The sequence below is a fragment of the Pseudomonas sp. ATCC 13867 genome (genome assembly GCF_000349845.1).
Classification (GTDB): Bacteria; Pseudomonadota; Gammaproteobacteria; order Pseudomonadales; family Pseudomonadaceae; genus Pseudomonas.
In genome coordinates, this window is record NC_020829.1 from 3,718,342 (window position 1) to 3,736,008 (window position 17,667).

12 protein-coding genes are annotated in these 17,667 nt (G+C 68.1%); 10 read left to right on the forward strand and 2 right to left on the reverse strand.

The genetic code is table 11. The annotated features are described in order from the left end of the window. Nucleotides 1–22 precede the first annotated feature (22 nt). Nucleotides 23–4,885, reverse strand: coding sequence for an NAD-glutamate dehydrogenase (locus tag H681_RS16505; protein ID WP_015478020.1), 4,863 nt, complete (start codon nucleotides 4,883–4,885; stop codon nucleotides 23–25). A 322-nt stretch (nucleotides 4,886–5,207) separates the two neighbouring features. Here H681_RS16505 and H681_RS16510 point away from each other — a divergent pair, with 322 nt between their 5' ends. Both H681_RS16510 and H681_RS16515 read left to right on the forward strand, forming a co-directional pair. Further along, nucleotides 5,208–6,593: an NAD(P)/FAD-dependent oxidoreductase gene (locus tag H681_RS16510; protein ID WP_015478021.1), complete on the forward strand. Its 1,386-nt coding sequence runs from the start codon at nucleotides 5,208–5,210 to the stop codon at nucleotides 6,591–6,593. Nucleotides 6,594–6,610: 17 nt separating this feature from the next. Beyond that, nucleotides 6,611–6,955, forward strand: a complete 345-nt coding sequence (locus H681_RS16515; protein WP_015478022.1) for a cupin domain-containing protein — start codon at nucleotides 6,611–6,613, stop codon at nucleotides 6,953–6,955. On the opposite strand, the gene H681_RS16520 is transcribed toward H681_RS16515, so the two are convergent. Then, entirely contained in the window at nucleotides 6,945–8,432 is a 1,488-nt protein-coding gene (locus tag H681_RS16520) for a PucR family transcriptional regulator (RefSeq protein WP_041712651.1), read from the reverse strand. The two genes, H681_RS16515 and H681_RS16520, sit on opposite strands and share 11 nt — an antisense overlap. A gap of 255 nt (nucleotides 8,433–8,687) precedes the next feature. Between H681_RS16520 and H681_RS16525 the strand changes: the two genes are divergently transcribed. The 8 genes from H681_RS16525 (at nucleotide 8,688) to H681_RS16560 (ending at nucleotide 17,641) form a co-directional block, all read left to right on the forward strand. Then, on the forward strand, nucleotides 8,688–9,725 hold the full coding sequence (locus H681_RS16525) for an ABC transporter substrate-binding protein (protein ID WP_015478024.1): 1,038 nt from the start codon (nucleotides 8,688–8,690) through the stop codon (nucleotides 9,723–9,725). A gap of 161 nt (nucleotides 9,726–9,886) precedes the next feature. After that, nucleotides 9,887–10,756 carry a DUF1353 domain-containing protein gene (locus tag H681_RS16530; RefSeq protein ID WP_015478025.1) on the forward strand — a complete coding sequence of 290 codons (870 nt, stop codon included), beginning with the start codon at nucleotides 9,887–9,889 and terminating at the stop codon, nucleotides 10,754–10,756. Between the two features lie 45 nt (nucleotides 10,757–10,801). Next, nucleotides 10,802–11,761: an AAA family ATPase gene (locus H681_RS16535; protein ID WP_015478026.1), complete on the forward strand. Its 960-nt coding sequence runs from the start codon at nucleotides 10,802–10,804 to the stop codon at nucleotides 11,759–11,761. Next, on the forward strand, nucleotides 11,761–12,705 hold the full coding sequence (locus H681_RS16540) for a DUF58 domain-containing protein (RefSeq protein WP_015478027.1): 945 nt from the start codon (nucleotides 11,761–11,763) through the stop codon (nucleotides 12,703–12,705). The genes H681_RS16535 and H681_RS16540 overlap by 1 nt, the downstream gene beginning before the upstream one ends. Then, nucleotides 12,702–13,199, forward strand: a complete 498-nt coding sequence (locus tag H681_RS16545) for a DUF4381 domain-containing protein (RefSeq protein ID WP_015478028.1) — start codon at nucleotides 12,702–12,704, stop codon at nucleotides 13,197–13,199. Before H681_RS16540 ends, H681_RS16545 begins: the two co-directional genes overlap by 4 nt. Then, nucleotides 13,192–14,235: a vWA domain-containing protein gene (locus H681_RS16550; RefSeq protein ID WP_015478029.1), complete on the forward strand. Its 1,044-nt coding sequence runs from the start codon at nucleotides 13,192–13,194 to the stop codon at nucleotides 14,233–14,235. The genes H681_RS16545 and H681_RS16550 overlap by 8 nt, the downstream gene beginning before the upstream one ends. Beyond that, the gene (locus tag H681_RS16555) at nucleotides 14,232–15,995 is read left to right on the forward strand and encodes a VWA domain-containing protein (protein WP_015478030.1); all 1,764 of its coding nucleotides are present in this window, start codon (nucleotides 14,232–14,234) and stop codon (nucleotides 15,993–15,995) included. The genes H681_RS16550 and H681_RS16555 overlap by 4 nt, the downstream gene beginning before the upstream one ends. After that, complete coding sequence (locus H681_RS16560; protein ID WP_015478031.1) at nucleotides 15,992–17,641, forward strand: BatD family protein; 1,650 nt, start codon at nucleotides 15,992–15,994, stop codon at nucleotides 17,639–17,641. The genes H681_RS16555 and H681_RS16560 overlap by 4 nt, the downstream gene beginning before the upstream one ends. Nucleotides 17,642–17,667 lie beyond the last annotated feature (26 nt).

Below are 17,667 nucleotides of genomic sequence, written 5' to 3' on the forward strand. Positions count from 1 at the left end.
AAAGATCAGTTGGCGGTGCGCATCAGGGGATGCACACGCCGTGCTGGTTGCTTTGCGCCAGGTCGAGCAGTTCCCGGTTGGCCACGGCGTACATCGCATAGTCGGTGCTGTTGGAGGCACGCAGCTCGGTGAGCATGGTGCGCCAGCGCTCGACCATCGGCGCATGCTGCGCCAGCCAGAGGGCCACGCGCTGATCGATTTCCGCCGGGCCGTCCTGCATCTGCAGCACCGAGACGGTGATCGCCCGCTGCTGCCAGTCCAGGTCGTCGCGGAAGGCCTCGCGGGCCAACGCCTGCCAGTTGTTCTCCACCGGCAGGGAGCTGATCTGCTGCAGGTACCAGGTCAGTTCCAGCTCGCTGCCCAGGGCGAAGTAGGCGCGCGCCACGTCGGCCGGGTCGCGGCCGGTGACATCCGCCGCCTCGACGATCGGCAGCAGGGTGTAGAGGTGGCTGGTGCCGGCGACCATGCGCGCCAGCAGCTCCGGCACGCCGGCATCCACATACGCCTGGTAGCGCGCCTGCCACAGCTCGCGGGTCGGGCCTTCGAGCAGTTCGTTGAGCTTGAGGCCGAGGGCGGCGATGCGCGGTCCGAAGTGCGCCACGTCGCGAGCGGCATCCTGCTCGTTGCGGCGGCTGCGCAGGAACCAGCGGGTAGCACGGCGACCCAGGCGCATCAGTTCGTCCATCAGGGTCAGCTGCACTTCCGCCGGCACCTGGTAGTCCAGCGCCTCGATCTGGCGGAACCAGTGCGGCAAGTGGAAGACATCGCGCACGATCACGTAGGCGCCGGCCACATTCGCCGGCGTCATGCCGGTGGACTCCTTCAGGCGCTGCACGAAGGTGATGCCCATGTGGTTGACCAGATCGTTGGCGATCTGCGTGCTGACGATCTCGCGCTTCAGGCGATGCTTGCGCATGGCCGGGCCGAAGGTTTCGACCAGGGTCTGCGGGAAGGCGGTTTCCATGTCGCGGGTCAGGTAGTCGTCGTCCGGCACCAGGGAACCCAACAGCTGTTCCTTCAGGTCGATCTTGCTCCAGGAGATCAACACGGACAGCTCGGCACGGGTCAGCCCCTGGTTGGCGGCGATGCGCTCGGCCAGGGCGTCGTCGCTGGGCAGGAATTCCAGCGCGCGGTCCAGCTTGCCGCGGCCTTCCAGGTCGGTCATCAGCCGCTTGTACTCGGCGATGCGCTCGCGGGCACGGCGTTCGGCCAGGGACAGCGCCTGGGTCTGCTTGTAGTTGTTGCCCAGCACCAGCCCGGAGACCTGGTCGGTCATCTCCGCCAGCAGCTTGTTGCGCTGCTTGCCGGTCATGTCGCCGGCGGCCACCACCTCGTTGAGCAGGATCTTGATGTTCACTTCGTGGTCGGAGCAGTCCACGCCACCGGCGTTGTCGATGAAGTCGGTGTTGCAGGCGCCGCCGCTGAGGCCGAACTCGACCCGCGCCAGCTGCGTCATGCCGAGGTTGCCGCCCTCGCCCACCACCTTCACCCGCAGGTCGCGGCCGTCCACGCGCAGGCCGTCGTTGGCCTTGTCGCCGACGTCGGCGTGGGATTCCTTGCTGGACTTCACGTAGGTGCCGATGCCGCCGTTCCACAGCAGGTCCACCGGCGCCTTGAGCAGCGTGTGGATCAGCTCGGTCGGGGTCAGGCGTTCGGCGTCGATGTCGAAGCGCGCGCGGACTTCCGGGGTCAGCGTGATGCTCTTCGCGCTGCGCAGGAAGATGCCGCCGCCGGCCGAGATCAGCGAGGCGTCGTAGTCGGCCCAGCTGGAGCGCGGCAGATTGAACAGGCGCTGGCGCTCGGCGAAGCTCGCCGCCGGGTCCGGATTGGGGTCGAGGAAGATGTGCATATGGTTGAAGGCCGCGACCATCTGCAGCTTGTCGGACATCAGCAGGCCGTTACCGAACACGTCGCCCGCCATGTCGCCGATGCCGATGACGCTGACGCTGTCCTTCTGCACGTCGATGCCGCGCTCGCGGAAGTGACGCTGTACCGAGACCCAGCCGCCACGGGCGGTGATGCCCATGCCCTTGTGGTCATAGCCGGCGGAGCCCCCGGAGGCGAAGGCGTCGCCGAGCCAGAAGTCGTATTCGGCGGAAATGCCGTTGGCGATGTCGGAGAAGGTTGCGGTGCCCTTGTCGGCCGCCACCACCAGGTAGGGGTCGTCGGCGTCGTGGCGGACCACGTTGGCCGGCGGCACGACCTGGCCTTCCTTGAGGTTGTCGGTGATATCCAGCAGGCCGGAGATGAAGATGCGGTAGCAGGCGATGGCTTCGGCCTGGATCTCGTCACGGCTGCCGCCGACCGGCAGCCGGCGCGGAATGAAGCCGCCCTTGGCGCCGGTGGGCACGATCACCGCGTTCTTCACCTGCTGCGCCTTCACCAGGCCCAGCACTTCGGTGCGGAAGTCTTCCTCGCGGTCGGACCAGCGCAGGCCGCCACGGGCCACGTCGCCGAAACGCAGGTGCACGCCTTCCACGCGCGGGCAGTAGACGAAGATTTCGAACTTCGGCGTCGGCCGCGGGATTTCCGGGATGGCCTTGGGGTTGAACTTGAAGCTGAAGTAGCTCTTGTTCTGCCCGGCGGCATCCGGCTGGTAGAAGTTGGTGCGCAGGGTCGCCTTGATCAGGTCGAGATAGCGCCGCAGGATGCGGTCTTCATTGAGCACCTGGACGTTGTCCAGAGCGGCGAGGATGGCCTGTTCCAGCTTCTGCTGCTTGTCGCCCAGGTCCTCGGCGGTGAGCTTGCGGGCCAGGTAGAAGCGGGTCTTGAACAGGCGCACCAGTTCGCGGGCGATGTCCACATGGGCGTTCAGCGCGCTGGCGATGTAACCCAGGTCGAAGCCCAGGCGGATCTGCTTGAGGTAGCGGGCGTAGGCACGCAGCAGCGCCACGTCGCGCCACGCCAGGCCGGCGGTCAGCACCAGGCGGTTGAAGGCGTCGTTCTCGGCATCGCCGTTGACGATGTGGACGAAGGCGTCCTGCAGGGTCTCGTTGAGTTCCTGGATGTTGACGTCCAGGCCTTCGGCGTAGGTGAAGGCGAAGTCGTGGATCCAGTATTCGCGGCCGTTGCTGTGGCGCAGGCGATAGGGGAACTCGCCGAGCACGCGCAGGCCGAGGTTCTCCAGGATCGGCAGGACGTCCGACAGCGCCAGCGGCGTGTCGGCGTGGTAAAGCTTGCAGTGCAGTTGCTGCTCACCCTGGGCCAGCGGCTGGTAGAAGCTCATCACCAGCGGACGCTTGTCCGACAGGCTGGAGAGGTGCTGCAGGTCCACCACCGCGAAGTGCGCTGCGAAGCGCTCGCGGTAGCCGGCCGGGAAGCCTTTGGGGAAGTCTTCGAGCAGGTTGTTGCCCTGGCCTTCGCCGAAGTTTTCCAGCACCAGCGCGGCGTAGTCGTCCTGCCAGGAGCGGCAGGCCTGGATGGCTTCCTGCTCCAGTTGCGCGGCGTCGACGTCGATGCGGTTCTTCGGGTCGACGCGCAGGATGAACTGCACGCGCGCCAGGGTGGATTCGGAGAAGAAGGTCCAGAACTCGCAGTCGCTGGCCTTCAGGCGCTCACGCAGGACCTGCTCGATCTTGATGCGCGTCTCGGTGGAATAGATGTCGCGCGGCACGTACGCCAGGCAGTAGGCGAAGCGGCCGTACGGGTCCTTGCGCAGGAACAGGCGGATCTTGTTGCGTTCCTGGATCTGCACGATGGACATGGCGGTGGCGAACAGTTCGTCCACCGAGGTCTGGAACAGGTCGTCGCGCGGCAGCACTTCCAGCACCTGGGCCAGTTCCTTGCCCAGGTGGGCATTGGCGTCGAAACCGGAGCGGCGCTCGACTTCCAGCACCTTGCCGCGGATCGACGGGATCTGGGTCACGCTGTCGTTGTAGACCGAGGAGGTGAACAGGCCCATGAAGCGGAACTCGCGCAGCACCTTGCCCTTGGCGTCGATCTCGCGGATCGACACGTAATCCGGGTAGGCCGGGCGATGCACGCGGCTGGGGTGCGAGGCCTTGGCGAAGGACAGCAGCAGCGGTTCGCGCAGGTAGGCCACCGCGTAGTCCTCGATGTGCAGCTCCTGTTGGCTGAGGCCGGTACGCCGCAGCTTGGCCACACCGAGGAAGGACTTCTCGTCGTAGATCATGCGTCCGCCGTCGGTTTCGTCGACGACGGTGAACTCCTCGTAGCCGAGGAAGGTGAAATGGTTGTCCAGCAGCCATTCGAGGAAGGCACGCACCTCGGTGGTCTCTTCCGCGCGGGCCTTGGACTTGGACTTGCCCAGCCAGGCCAGCAGGTCTTCGGCCTTGGCGCGCATGTCCGGGAAGTCGGCCACCGCCAGGCGCACCTCGCCCAGCACGTCGAGCAGGCTCTTCTCCAGCGTGCGCAGCTCGCCGATATGCGAGGCGCGGTCGATCTCCAGGTACATCAGCGATTCCTGATGCACGTCCTTGCCGTGGGTGCCCTTGGGCAGGACTTCCAGCAGTTCGCCCTTGGCGTTGCGGCGCACACTCAGCACGTTGGTCTGCAGGGTGTGGATGCTGTAGCCGCGGCGGTTCAGTTCCATGCGCACCGAGTCGACCAGGAACGGCTGGTCCGGATGCAGCACCTGCACGGCGGTGTGCGTGGATTGCCAGCCGTGCTTCTCGTAATCGGGGTTGTACACCTGCACCTCGGGCTGGGCGGGGTCGAACCGCTCCAGCATGCGCCAGGACGACAGGGTGCAGCCGACCAGGTCGGACAGCCTGCGCTGGGTCAATTCGTCGAGGGAGATGAAGCCGAAGAACTGTTCGGCGAACAGGGCCACTTGTGGCAGACCCTTGTCGTCGACGTGCTGCGCCAGGGCCGCCTGCAGTTGTTGCTGGAAGTCGGCTTTGCTGGCTGCGGTGAAGAACGCCATGGTGTTACTCCGCTTGGCTCGAATTATTGGATTGAGCGTAGTTCGCTTGCGCGTCTTGGTGCGGATCACAGGTACAACCGGGCAGTGTGACCCTCGATTGACCCTCCCGACCGGGCGGTCATCGGTCCGCCGAGCTTATCGGGACTCGGCCACTGTCCGCTTACGGGGCTGCGACATATTCGTTCAGCCTGCGGCAGCCCGGAGCGGATGACGCTCGTACGTTTGTATGAGCTGCGCCGGGGAATTCCATGCAATGCACGATTGTCCGCCAGGCGCCGCCCGGACCAGAGTGCCGCATCGAGACATGCATGGGATCAGACTGATGAAACGCTCTCTGTGGCTGCAGGAAATTGCCGCCGAACTGGACCCGACGCCCGCCCTGAACGGCGAGCTGGAGGTGGATGTGGCGATCGTCGGCGGTGGCTTCGTCGGCCTCTGGACCGCCCTGCGCCTGCTGGAGCTGGAGCCTGGCTGCCGGGTGGCGATCATCGAGCGCGACATCTGCGGCGGCGGCGCCTCGGGGCGCAACGGCGGCTTCGTGATGTCCTGGTGGCCGAAGATCAGTTCGCTGGCCGCACAGTGCGGCAAGGAGGAAGCGCTGCGCCTGGCGCGGGCCTCGGCGGCGGCGATCGGCGAGATCGGCGAGTTCTGCGCCGAGCACCGGATCGATGCGCACTTCCGCCGCAACGGCTGGCTGTGGACCGCCACCAGCGATGCCCAGCGCGGCGCCTGGAAGGATGTCCAGCGTACCTGCGAGCGCCTGGGCGAGCCGGTCTTCCAGTCGCTGCCCGACGCTGAAGTCGCTCGCCGCAGCGGCTCCCCGCGCCATCTCGAAGGAGTGATCGAAGCCAGCAACGCTACTGTGCAGCCGGCGCGCCTGGCCAGGGGCCTGCGCCGCGTGGCGCTGGAAAAGGGCGTACGGATCTACGAGAACACCCCCCTGCTGGACTTCCAGCGCGGCCAGCCCGCGCAACTGCGCACCCCCGAGGGCTGCGTCAGGGCCCGGCGTGTGGTGCTCGCGCACAACGCCTGGGCGGCGGCGATCCCCGAACTGCGCCGGACCATCCTGCCGGTCACCAGCACCATCGTCGCCACGGCGCCGATCCCGCAACGCCTGGAGCAGATCGGCTGGACCGGCGGCGAAGCGATCACTGACTCGCAACTGATGGTCGACTACTACCGGACCACCCACGACGGGCGCATCGCCTTCGGCAAGGGCACCGGCATGATCAGCTATGCCAGCCGGATCGACGGCAGCTATGACGACAACCCGCAATTGAACGAGGACACCGAGCGGGACTTCCGCCGCAGCTACCCGCAGTTGGCGGACGTGCCCATCACCCATGCCTGGAGTGGCCCGATCGACCGCACCTATGACAGCCTGCCGGTGTTCGGCCATCTGGACGGCGCACCGCACATCGTCTACGGCGTCGGCTGGAGCGGCAACGGCGTCGGCCCCAGTCGCCTTGGCGGACGCATCCTCGCCAGCCTGGCGCTGGGCCTCGACGACGAATGGAGCCGCTGCGGCCTGGTCGGCCGCCAGCCCAAGCGTTTCCCTCCCGAACCGCTGCGCTATGTCGGCGGACTGTCGGTGCGCAACGCCGTACAGCGCAAGGAAGCCGCGGAGGCCGAAGGCCGCCAGCCGGCCTGGCTGGACAAGACGCTGGCCGGCCTCGCCCCCTCCGGCCTCGAAGACAAGAGCCTGTGAATCCTCAGGAGACAACCATGCCGCAACCCATCCTGCTGGCGGCCACCGCCAGCCTCGCCCTGCCTTCCGCCACACCGGTGAAGGAGCCTCTCGGCGAGCCCGTCGCCGCCGCCGCGACCCATGCCCGGGAAGCCGCCAACGGCCTGCTCACCGGCGTCTGGGAATGCTCGCCGGGACGCTGGCGGCGTCAGGTGCTGGCCAGCGAGTTCAGCCATTTCATCGCCGGGCACTGCTTCTTCATTCCCGACGATGGCGAGCCGATCGAACTGTGCGCGGGTGATGCCGTACTGTTCCCGGCGAACTGTGCCGGGACCTGGGATATCCGCGAGACGGTACGCAAGAGCTTCGTGATCATTCCCTGAGGCCGGCGATCTCGGCCGCGCGCAGGGCGATCCAGAGCACCGCGACGTCTTCGGTGGAATCTAGCGAACGGCCGCAGATTTCCTCGATGCGGCGAATCCGGTAGACCAGCGTCTGCTTGTGCACGTTGAGCTCCTGCGCCGCCTTCTGCCAGGAGCGGTTGTGCGCGAGGAAGACCCGCAGGGTGCGCTGCAGTTGCGCCCCCTGCTGCTGGTCGTAGTCGGCCAGCAGGCCGAGCACATTGCGATGAACGCGCAGCGCCTCGTCGAGGCTTCCGGGCAGCCAGGGCTGCTCGGTCCGCGCTTCGGCGTAGTCCACCAGCGGCCGTGCCGCACAAGCGTGCGCCAGGGCGAGGCGCGCTTCGCGCAGCGCCTCCGCTGCCCGCCCCGCATGTCCCAGCGGCGCGCTCACCCCCAGCATGCCCGCCAGCCCGGCCTGCACTTCCGGCGCCGAGCTGCGCTCAGCCAGCAGCATCACCAGCTCCTGCCCCTGGTTGCGCACCAGGAACTGCACGTTCCGCCGGCGCAGGCGCCGCTGCCATTCGGCAGGCGCCGTCGCATCGGCATGCGTAACGGCCAGCACCACGCTCTCCGACGAGCCCAGCAGCTGCGCCAGGCGCTCCGCCGCCGCACGCTCGGACAGACGCTGCTGGAGCAGGTCGTCGAGCAGTTCGGAGCCCAGGCGCAAGCAGCGCTCGCGCTCCACCTGCAGACGCTCCAGTTCGATCCCGAGCACCGCAACCAGGTGATGCAGAAGACCGTAGTCGAGCAGCTCGCCGCCGCAGGCGAGGATGGCGCAATCCACCTGCGAAGGCAGCACCATCACCAACGCCTCGCCCTCCGCTCCGGCACAGCGCAGTACCGCAGGCGAGCCGCCCTTGAGTTCCTGCCGGCGGACCAGCAGCACCTCGCGCCACGCGCTGGGCAACGCCGGCAACTCAGCCTGCCAGGGCTCCAGGCTGAGCGGATCGAAGAGGAACAGTCGCGCCTGGACATCGCGTCCGAGGCGCTGGACCAGATCGGCCAGGCCCAAGCCGCGCAAGCCCATGCGCGCACTTTCGTAGATACGGCTGATGGCGGTGCGGCGCTCGAATTCCTCCTGGCGCCCTGCATCGAGAATGCTGCGGGTCACGGCGGAGAACGGCACCGAATAATGGGTCATCAGTACCGCGAAGCCGAGCTGTTCGGCGGTAGCCCGCAGCGCCTCCAGATCGTCCGGCGCCTGCATGTTCTCGCCGATCATCAGCCCGGCGACATTGGCCCGCGCCAGACGCTCCAGATAGTTTCGCTGCGCCTGCGGGTCGGCGGGAATGCCGATACCGGTGGTCATCAGCAGGTCGCCCTCGCCGAGCCATTCGGTCGGATCGGCCAGTTCGCAGACATGCGCCCAGCGCAGCCGCCGGGTCGTTCCCGCGGCACCGCAGAGCAGGCGGGTCCGCAGGGGTTCGCTGTCGATGATGTCCTGGATGCAGAGAGGCATGGGGCGTCGGTCCCGGCTGGTCGGAAGGCGTTCGGCGAAGAAGCCAAGCATGGCATTGCGCAGCATGATCTGTCGCGGCGAGCGGTACCTTTGTACGTAGGTACGAGCCGTGGCTGGCGATTCTTGGTTCCGTCTGATTGCCCGCCCCTCGCCGCGCCGCCGAGACTTTTCAGGGATCGCCGCGCCATCTTCTGCCTGGCCACCGGCGCCGAGTCCTTCAGCCGCTGTAATACCGCTCGACGGAGAAATACAACAATGCACAAGTCGCTGAGTCTTTCCCTTGCCCTCGCCCTGGGCTGTGCCGCTTCCGGCCAGGCCCTCGCCAACCTCACCGTGGTCTCCCACGGCGGCGCCAACAAGGCGGCACAGGTCAAGGCCTTCTACGAACCCTATTCGCAGCAGCACGGCTCGAAGATCGTCGCCGGCGAGTTCAACGGCGAGATGGCCAAGGTCAAGGTGATGGTCGACACCGGCAGCGTGTCCTGGGACGTCGTCGAGATGGAAATGCCCGAGCTCACCCGCGCCTGCGATGAAGGCCTGCTGGAGGAGATCGGCGACCTCCCGGCCATCGCCCAGTCCACCACCGGGTTGCTTGAAGGCGCCGTGCAGCCCTGCGGCGTCGGTTTCTTCGTCTGGTCCACGGTGCTCGCCTACAACGCCGACAAGCTGCAGACCGCCCCCAGCGGCTGGGCCGACTTCTGGGACGTAAAGAAATTCCCCGGCAAGCGCGGCCTGCGCAAGGGCGCGATGTACACCCTGGAATTCGCCCTGATGGCCGATGGCGTCGCGCCCAAGGACGTCTACAAGGTACTGGCGACCCAGGAAGGCCAGGACCGCGCCTTCAGGAAGCTCGACCAGATCAAGCCGAACATCCAGTGGTGGGAAGCCGGCGCCCAGCCGCCGCAGTACCTGGCTTCCGGCGACGTGGTGATGAGCTCGGTGTACAACGGCCGTATCGCCGCGGTACAGGATGAGAGCAACCTGCGCATCGTCTGGAACGGCGGTATCTACGACATGGACGCCTTCGCCATTCCCAGGGGCGCGAAGCATCGCGACGAAGGACTGAAGTTCATTTCCTTCGTCCTCCAGACCGAGCAGCAGAAGGCCTATGCCGAGCAGATCGCCTACGGCCCGGTGAACACCCAGGCGGTGCAACTGGTCGACCCGCAACGGCGCAAGAACATGCCCACCGACGCCGCCAACCTGGAAAACCAGGTTGCCATGAACGCCGGCTTCTGGGCCGACCACGGCGAGCAGTTGGAACAGCGCTTCAACGCCTGGGCGGCAAAGTAAGCCGCTGCGCGGGTTCTTCTCCACAGTGCGGGGCACCCCTGCCCCGCCTGCCTTCGGCCGCTCCCGGGCGGCCTTTTTAGTCCTGCCCATCCACTCGTTCCAGATGCGAGCATGATAGCCAACTGCTATTTTGCCGCACACGACTCTCCGGAACGGATGCCATGCAACCTCGCCCGCCCCTGCGCCGCCCGCTGCTGCGCCACCTGGACAACCTGCTGGTCACGCTACTCGGTTGCGTGCTGGTGGCCCTGGCCTGGGTATTCCTGCCGCTGGCGATCCGCCCGCTGCTGCTGGGCGCGATACCGGTCTACCTGGGCGTGCTGCTGCCACGCTGCATCGGTCGCCGCGAGCGCCTGCGCCGGGTCGCCGAGGCGCGCCAGCGTTCGATCGAGCAATGGGGTTTCTGCAGCCGCGACCGCTGCGGCCCCTGGATCAACTACATCGACTTCCCGCTGGTACGCGAGGACGCCGTCTTCGGCGGCCGCTTCTTCTATAGCGAATGGCTGGTGGTGCACGACGGCCGGATCATCATCAACCCCGGCCCGGCCAACGTGGACCTGATCGCCGGTACCGTGAGCTACGACCTCGCCTGCCAGCGGACCTACGCCTGGGACGGCTGCTCGCCCAAGGTGCCCTTCTACTGGATCGCCACCTTCGGCACACCCGACTGGTGGGACCACCTGGAGCCGGTGCAGTGCCTGCGCCACGGCCAGCAGAAGCAACGCCTGATGTTCTGGCCGGTGGCCCACCACGCGAGCCTGGTGCACGACGCGCTGTACCAGTTCCTCAACGTCGCCCCGGTGACCAAGGCCGAGGCGGACGAGCTGTTCCACCGCATGCTGCTGGAAGCCGGCATGCCGCGCCCGCTGGCCTGGGTCTATTACCGCGCCGTGGTCCTGGGCGGCGCCCGCGACCTGCGCCAGGCACGCAACCCGAACGGCACGTTGCGCTGCCTGACACCGCTGCCCGGCGACCCGACGCCGCCACAGGTGAGAACCCCGGCGCTCCCCGAGAAACTGCCGATGCAGTAAAGTATGGGCCCCGACAGCCCCACCCTCGTCCAGGAACCCCACGCGATGGAACATCGTGAGTCGCTGCTTGCGCTGCGTCAGTATCTCTCCAGCCAGATCCTCGGCCAGGAAAAGCTCATCGAGCGCCTGCTCATCGCCCTGATCGCCGACGGCCACCTGCTGGTGGAAGGTGCGCCGGGCCTGGCCAAGACCAAGGCGATCAAGGACCTGGCCGAAGGCCTGGAAGCGGAGTTCCACCGCATCCAGTTCACCCCCGACCTGCTCCCGGCGGACATCACCGGCACCGAGATCTACCGACCCGAGAACGGCACCTTCGTGTTCCAGCAAGGGCCGATCTTCCACCATCTGGTGCTGGCCGACGAAATCAACCGCGCCCCGGCCAAGGTGCAGTCGGCGTTGCTCGAAGCGATGGCCGAGCGCCAGGTCAGCGTGGGCCGCAGCACCTACGACCTGCCGCCGCTGTTCCTGGTGATGGCGACGCAGAACCCCATCGAGCAGGAAGGCACCTATCCGCTGCCCGAGGCCCAGCTCGACCGCTTCCTCATGCACGTGAAGATCGGCTACCCCGAGGCCTCCGTGGAACGCCGCATCCTCCAGCAGGCCCGTGGAGAAGCGCTGCACGGCGAGACCAAGCCCGAGCGCCAGGTCACCCAGGAATCCATCTTCGCCGCGCGCCAGGAAATCCTCGGCCTGTACATGGCCGACGCCGTGGAGGAATACCTGGTGCAACTGATCATGGCCACCCGCAACCCGGCGAAGTTCGACCCCGAGCTGGGCGAGTGGCTGTCCTACGGTGCGAGCCCGCGCGGCTCCATCGCCCTCGACCGATGTGCGCGCGCCCATGCCTGGCTGGCGGGCCGCGACTTCGTCAGCCCCGAAGACATCCAGGCGATGCTGTTCGACGTGCTGCGCCACCGCCTGATCCTGTCCTTCGAGGCCGAAGCCGCCGGGATCGACCAGGACCGCGTGGTCCAGCGCATCCTCGACGTGGTCGCCGTGGCCTGATGCACAGCGACCCGCAGCCCGGCGTGGCGGTGACTCTCGGCGAACTGATCGAGATCCGCCACTGCCTGCGCGAAGTCCAGCTGTTCTCCACGCCGTCGCGGCGCAGCCCGCTGATCGGCCTGCACCATTCGCGCCTGCGCGGGCGCGGGGTGGACTTCGACCAGGTGCGTGTCTACCAGGCCGGCGACGACGTGCGCACCATCGACTGGCGCGTCACCGCGCGCACCCAGGAGCCGCACACCAAGCTGTTCCACGAAGAACGCGAACGTCCGGTGTTCGTCCTCGTCGAACAGAGCGCCCGGCTGTTCTTCGGCTCCGGGCTATGCCTCAAGTCGGTGCTCGCCGCCCGCGCGGCCGCCTTCATCGGCTGGGCCGCGCTGGCGCACAACGACCGCATCGGCGGGCTGGTGTTCACCGACAGCGAATGCCATGAAATCAAGCCGCGCCGCAGCAAGCAGAGCCTGCTGCAGCTGTTCAACCTGATCGTGCGCGCCAATCGCGGGCTGCTCGCCGGCTCCACTCTCAGCCATAGCGGTGACGGTTTCGGCATGGCCCTGCGCCGCGCCCGCGAAGTGCTGCGTCCGGGCAGCCTGATCATGGTGGTGTGCGACGAACGCGCCCTGGGCGAGGTCGCCGAGCAGCAACTCGCGCTGCTGGCGCGGCACACCGACCTGGTGCTGCTGCCCGTTTCCGACCCGCTCGACCACGCCTTGCCGGCAGCCGGCCTGCTGCGGTTCGCCGAAGGATCGGCGCAGCTGGAACTGGACACCCACATCGACGAACAACGCCTGGCCTATCGCGCCCTGGGTGAAGCACGCCGCGAACGCTGGACGCGTCTGGCCCAGCGCCTGGGCGTGCCACTGCTGCCGCTGTCCACCCAGGAAGACCTGGTCGAGCAATTGCGCAACCTGCTGGAACAGCACCAGCCGGGGTACGCGCCGTGAGCCCGCTCGACCAGCTGGAACCGCTGATCCCGCCCGCCCCGGTCGCCTGGTGGCCGCCGGCCCCCGGCTGGTGGGTAGTCGCCGCACTGATTCCAATCGCGCTGTGGGGGCTCTGGCTGACACGCCAGCACTGGCAGCCAAGGCGCAAACCCAAGCAGTCCGCCGAGGCTCCGCTCGATCCTGTGCGCCAGGCTGCGCTGGACGAGCTCGCCCGCCTGCCACGCCCCTACGACCGCGCCCCCGCCGGCCCCTGGCTGCAGGCGCTCAACGGCGTGCTCAAGCGCGTGTCGCGGGCGCGCTGGCCCGACAGCCACAGCCATACGCTGAGCGGCCGCGCCTGGCTGGCCTTCCTCGACAACCGTTGCCCCGCCGCCGGCCTGACCCGCTGGATGATCCTGGTGGAAGGCGGCTACCGTGCCGAGTGCCGGCTCGACGACAAGGCCATCAACGGCCTCGCCGCCGCCGTGGAAACCTGGGTGCGCAAGCATGTTTGAGTTCGCCTGGCCCTGGCTCTTCCTGCTCGCCCCGCTGCCCTGGGTGATGCGCCTCATCCTGCCGCCGGCGGACAGCGGCGAAGCCGCGCTCAAGGTCAGCTTCCTCCAGGACCTCGAAGGCCTCGCCGGCCGCCGCGCCCGCGCCCGCCTGCCGGCCTGGCGCCAACAGGCGCCCTTCGCCCTGCTCTGGCTCTGCCTGCTGGTGGCGGCGACGCGCCCGCAGTGGGTCGGCGAGCCGTTGCCGATCCCCGCGAGCGGCCGCGACCTGCTGCTCGCCGTGGATGTCTCCGGCTCGATGGACTATGCCGACATGCGCTGGGAGGACGACGAGATCAGTCGTCTGGAACTGGTGAAAAAGCTGTTCGGCGGCTTCGTCGAGACACGCCGAGGCGACCGCGTCGGCCTGATCCTCTTCGGCACCCACGCCTACCTGCAGGCGCCGCTGACCTTCGACCGCGACACCGTGCGCATCTGGCTCGACGAGGCAATGATCGGCATCGCCGGCAAGGACACCGCGCTGGGCGACGCCATTGGCCTGGCGGTCAAGCGCCTGCGCCAGCGCCCGGCGCAGAGCCGCGTGCTGGTGCTGATCACCGACGGCGCCAACACCGCCGGCGAGATCGAGCCGCTGACCGCCGCCCGCCTCGCCGCCGAGGAGCAGGTGAAGGTCTACACCATCGGCATCGGCGCCGATCCGCAGCAGGGCGGCGTCGCCGGGCTGTTCGGGCTGAATCCCGGGCTGGACCTGGACGAGCCGACGCTCAAGGCAATCGCCGAAACCACCGGTGGCGAGTATTTCCGCGCCCGCAATGGCGAGGAACTGCAACGCATCTCCGACAGCCTCGACACCTTGGAACCGGTGGAACAGAACCCCACCCAGGCGCGCCCCGCCCTCGCCCTCTACAGCTGGCCGCTGCTGCTGGCGCTGCTGATCAGCGTGATCCTGGTGGTCCGCGAACTCTGGCCGCCGGAGGACTGGCGCTGGCCGGCGCGCCCGGCCTGGCTGGCACGCCGGCGTCGGGAGCGGCAGCCATGAGCGCGCTCTGGCCCCACCTGCTGCGCCCCTGGTCGCTGCTTCTGCTGCCGCTGCTCGGTTGGTTGCTGTGGAGGCTCTGGCACCGCCAACGCCGCGCCGGCCGCTGGCAGTTGCTGCTGCCGCCGGCCTTTCACCCCTGGTTGCTGTCCGGCGGCAACGGTCGCCATGAGCGGCGCCCCTGGATCTTCCTCGGCCTGGCCTGGCTGCTGGCGCTGCTCGCGCTGCTCGGGCCGAGCTGGCAGCAACTGGAACAGCCGGCAATGGAACGCAGCGACCCACTGGTGGTGGTCCTCGAACTGACCCCGGAAATGCTCGCCACCGATCTGCCGCCCAGCCGCCTGGAGCAAGCGCGGCGCAAGGTGCTCGACCTACTGCAGGCACGCAGCGACGCACAAACCGCCATCGTCGTCTACGCCGGCAGTGCACATACCCTGGTGCCCCTCTCCAATGACCTGGGCACCGCGCGCAACCTGCTGGATGCGCTCAAGCCGTCGATCATGCCCGAGCCCGGCCGCCGCGCCGACCTCGCCATCGAACAGGCGCGCCAACTGCTCAACCAAGGCGCCGAGGGCAGCGGGCATATCCTGTTGATCACCGGCGCCCTGGATGCCCAGGAGCGCCAGGGCATCCGCAAGGCGCTCAGGGGCAAGGCCAAGGACCTGCTGCTGCTCGCTGCCGGCACCGCCGGTGGCGCGCCGATCGCCCAGGAGGACGGCACCTTCCTCAAGGACGAACAGGGCAACATCCTGGTCCCACGGCTGGACGAAAGCGCCCTGCGCCAGTTCGCCGCCGACCTCGACGGCCGCTTCCAACGTCTGCGCCCGGGCAGCGGCGACCTCCGCGCCCTGGGTCTGCTGAACACCAGCCAAGGCCTGCAGACCCGCGAGGAAGACACCCTGTTGCGCCTGCAACGCTGGGCCGACCAGGGCTACTGGCTGCTGCTGCCCCTGCTGCTGCTTGCCGCCTGCGCCGGCCGCCGGGGCTGGTTGTTCAGCCTGCCGCTGCTGCTCCCGCTGCTGTGGTCGCCGCCGCAAACCGCCAACGCCTTCGAGCTCGCCGACCTCTGGCTGACCCCCGACCAACAGGGCCAGCGCCTGCTCGACGCCCGACGCCCGGCCGAAGCCGCCGAACGCTTCGAGGACTTCCGCTGGCGTGGCCTGGCACTCTTCGAGGCCGGCGACTACGCCGATGCCGCGCAGGCCTTCGCCCAGGGCGACAGCGCCGCCGACCATTACAATCGCGGCAATGCCCTGGCCCGGCAGAATGAGCTGGAAGCCGCGATCGACGCCTACGACCAGGCCCTGGAGCGCGCCCCCGACCTGGCCGCCGCGCAGCGCAACAAGGCGCTGCTGGAGGAACTGCTGCGCCAGCGACAGAAATCCTCCGGCAACGACGAAAGCCAGGCCTCCCCGCAGCAGAATCCGTCCCACGGTGAAAGCAGCGAGCCCCAGTCGCTGCAGCCGAAAGATGCCAGGCCCGAGGACGAGCGGTCCGAGGAGCGTGACTCGCAGCCGACCCCGTCGGCCCAGACGCCGGAACAACGCGACACCGGCAAACCGGCGGCCAGCCAGAGCGGCACGCCACAGTCGACCCAGCGCGAAGAAAGCGAAACCAACCCGGCGACGACCGGTCCACTGACGGACGAGCGCCGCCAGGCCCTGGAACAATGGTTGCGCCAGATCCCCGACGACCCATCCGAACTGCTGCGCCGCAAGTTCTGGTACCAGCAACAGCAGCAGCGCCAGGAACCCACGCAATGAAAAGGCTGATCTGCCTGACCCTGCTCTGCCTCGCCGCCGCCCAGGCCCAGGCCAGCTTCACCGCCAGTGTCGATCGCACGCGCCTGGCCGAAGGCGAAAGCATCGACCTGACGCTGGAGTCCGACGATCCGACCCTGTTCGGCAAGCCGGACCTGAAGCCCCTGGACGAACAGTTCGTGGTGCTCGGCACCCGCCAGGTCAACCGCCTCACCACCCTGAACGGCAAGGCCCAGGCCACCACCCGCTGGATCGTCACCCTGCAGCCGCGCAACGAGGGCACCGTGGTGATTCCGCCGATCCACCTGGGCGACAGTGCAACCGAGTCGATCAGCCTGCACGTGCTCGAGGCCGAGGAAAACGACGGCGTGCAGAAACTCGCCCCGGTGTTCATCGACGCCAACGTCGACCACGAGGAAAGCTACGTGCAGGCCCAGGTGATCCTGACCCTGCGCATCTACCACTCGGTGTCGCTGTACGACGACAGCAGCCTCAGCCCATTGCAGATCGCCGACGCGCGCGTCGAACCGCTGGGCGAGGCACGCACCTATGAGAAGGAAATCAACGGCGTGCGACACGGCGTCATCGAAGTGCGCTACGCCATCTTCCCGCAGAAGAGCGGCACCCTGGAAATCCCCGGCCAGACCTTCAACGCCACCCAGGTCGCCCAGCAGCGCAATCCCGACTACAACCCCTTCGGCCCGCCGCCAGGCAAGCAGATCCGGGTGATCTCGCCGACCATCCCGCTGCACATCAAAGCCAAGCCCGCCGACTATCCCAAGGACACCCCCTGGTTGCCGGCCCGCTCGCTGAGCCTGAGCGAAACCTGGAGCCCGCAGCCGGAGCAGGCCCGCGCCGGCGAAGCGCTGACCCGCAACGTGATGCTGCGTGTGGAAGGGCTTTCCAGTGCCCAGCTGCCGCCGTTGCCGCAAACGCTGCCTGGCAGCCTGCGCCATTACCCGGACCAGCCGCAACTGGCCAACCAGAGCACCGAACAAGGCGTGATAGGCAGCCGCGAAGAGCGCGAGGCGCTGATTGCCGACCATGCCGGCCAGGTGCAGTTGCCGCCCATCGAAGTGGTCTGGTGGAACACGCGGGAAAATCGCGTGGAACACACCAGCCTGCCGGCGCGCACCCTGGACGTCGCCGCCAATCCGCAGTTGGAAACCCCGGCCGAAACGCCCGTCACGCCGTCCACCGGCGCCCTGCTCCAGACACAGGCCCGCCTGTGGCCCTGGCAGTTGGCCTGCGCCATTCTCGCCTTCACCACGCTGCTGGGTTTCGGCCTGTGGTGGCGCGCGCGACGTTTGCCGGCGGTGATCCGCGCCGCGGTCGCCGGCCCCAGTGCCCGTACCCTGCTCGACGAGCTGCGCCGCGCCTGCCAGGCCAACGACTCGCATGCCACCCGCCAGGCACTGGACGCCTGGGCGCGCCAGCAGCCGGAAACCCTGGCCGACATGGCGGCGCGCTTCGTGCCGCTGTCCGATGCCCTGGACAGCCTCAACGGCGCGCTGTACAGCGACAGCGAAGGTGGCCGCAACTGGCAGGGCGATGACCTCTGGCGCGCCGTCCGCAGCCTGCCCGGCGCCGACCCGGAAGCCGCCCCCGCAGTCGACCCGGGCAGCCTGCCGCCGCTCTACCCGCGCTGACGCACAGGCGGGGCTATGCTTGCTGG

Bases quoted from the DNA above. Each gene is read 5' to 3' on its own strand.
- H681_RS16510 (WP_015478021.1), top strand. From the start codon at position 5,208: ATGAAACGCTCTCTGTGGCTGCAGGAAATTGCCGCCGAACTGGACCCG.
- H681_RS16525 (WP_015478024.1), top strand. From the start codon at position 8,688: ATGCACAAGTCGCTGAGTCTTTCCCTTGCCCTCGCCCTGGGCTGTGCC.
- H681_RS16520 (WP_041712651.1), bottom strand. From the start codon at position 8,432: ATGCCTCTCTGCATCCAGGACATCATCGACAGCGAACCCCTGCGGACC.
- H681_RS16555 (WP_015478030.1), top strand. From the start codon at position 14,232: ATGAGCGCGCTCTGGCCCCACCTGCTGCGCCCCTGGTCGCTGCTTCTG.
- H681_RS16550 (WP_015478029.1), top strand. From the start codon at position 13,192: ATGTTTGAGTTCGCCTGGCCCTGGCTCTTCCTGCTCGCCCCGCTGCCC.
- H681_RS16560 (WP_015478031.1), top strand. From the start codon at position 15,992: ATGAAAAGGCTGATCTGCCTGACCCTGCTCTGCCTCGCCGCCGCCCAG.
- H681_RS16515 (WP_015478022.1), top strand. From the start codon at position 6,611: ATGCCGCAACCCATCCTGCTGGCGGCCACCGCCAGCCTCGCCCTGCCT.
- H681_RS16540 (WP_015478027.1), top strand. From the start codon at position 11,761: ATGCACAGCGACCCGCAGCCCGGCGTGGCGGTGACTCTCGGCGAACTG.
- H681_RS16535 (WP_015478026.1), top strand. From the start codon at position 10,802: ATGGAACATCGTGAGTCGCTGCTTGCGCTGCGTCAGTATCTCTCCAGC.
- H681_RS16505 (WP_015478020.1), bottom strand. From the start codon at position 4,885: ATGGCGTTCTTCACCGCAGCCAGCAAAGCCGACTTCCAGCAACAACTG.
- H681_RS16530 (WP_015478025.1), top strand. From the start codon at position 9,887: ATGCAACCTCGCCCGCCCCTGCGCCGCCCGCTGCTGCGCCACCTGGAC.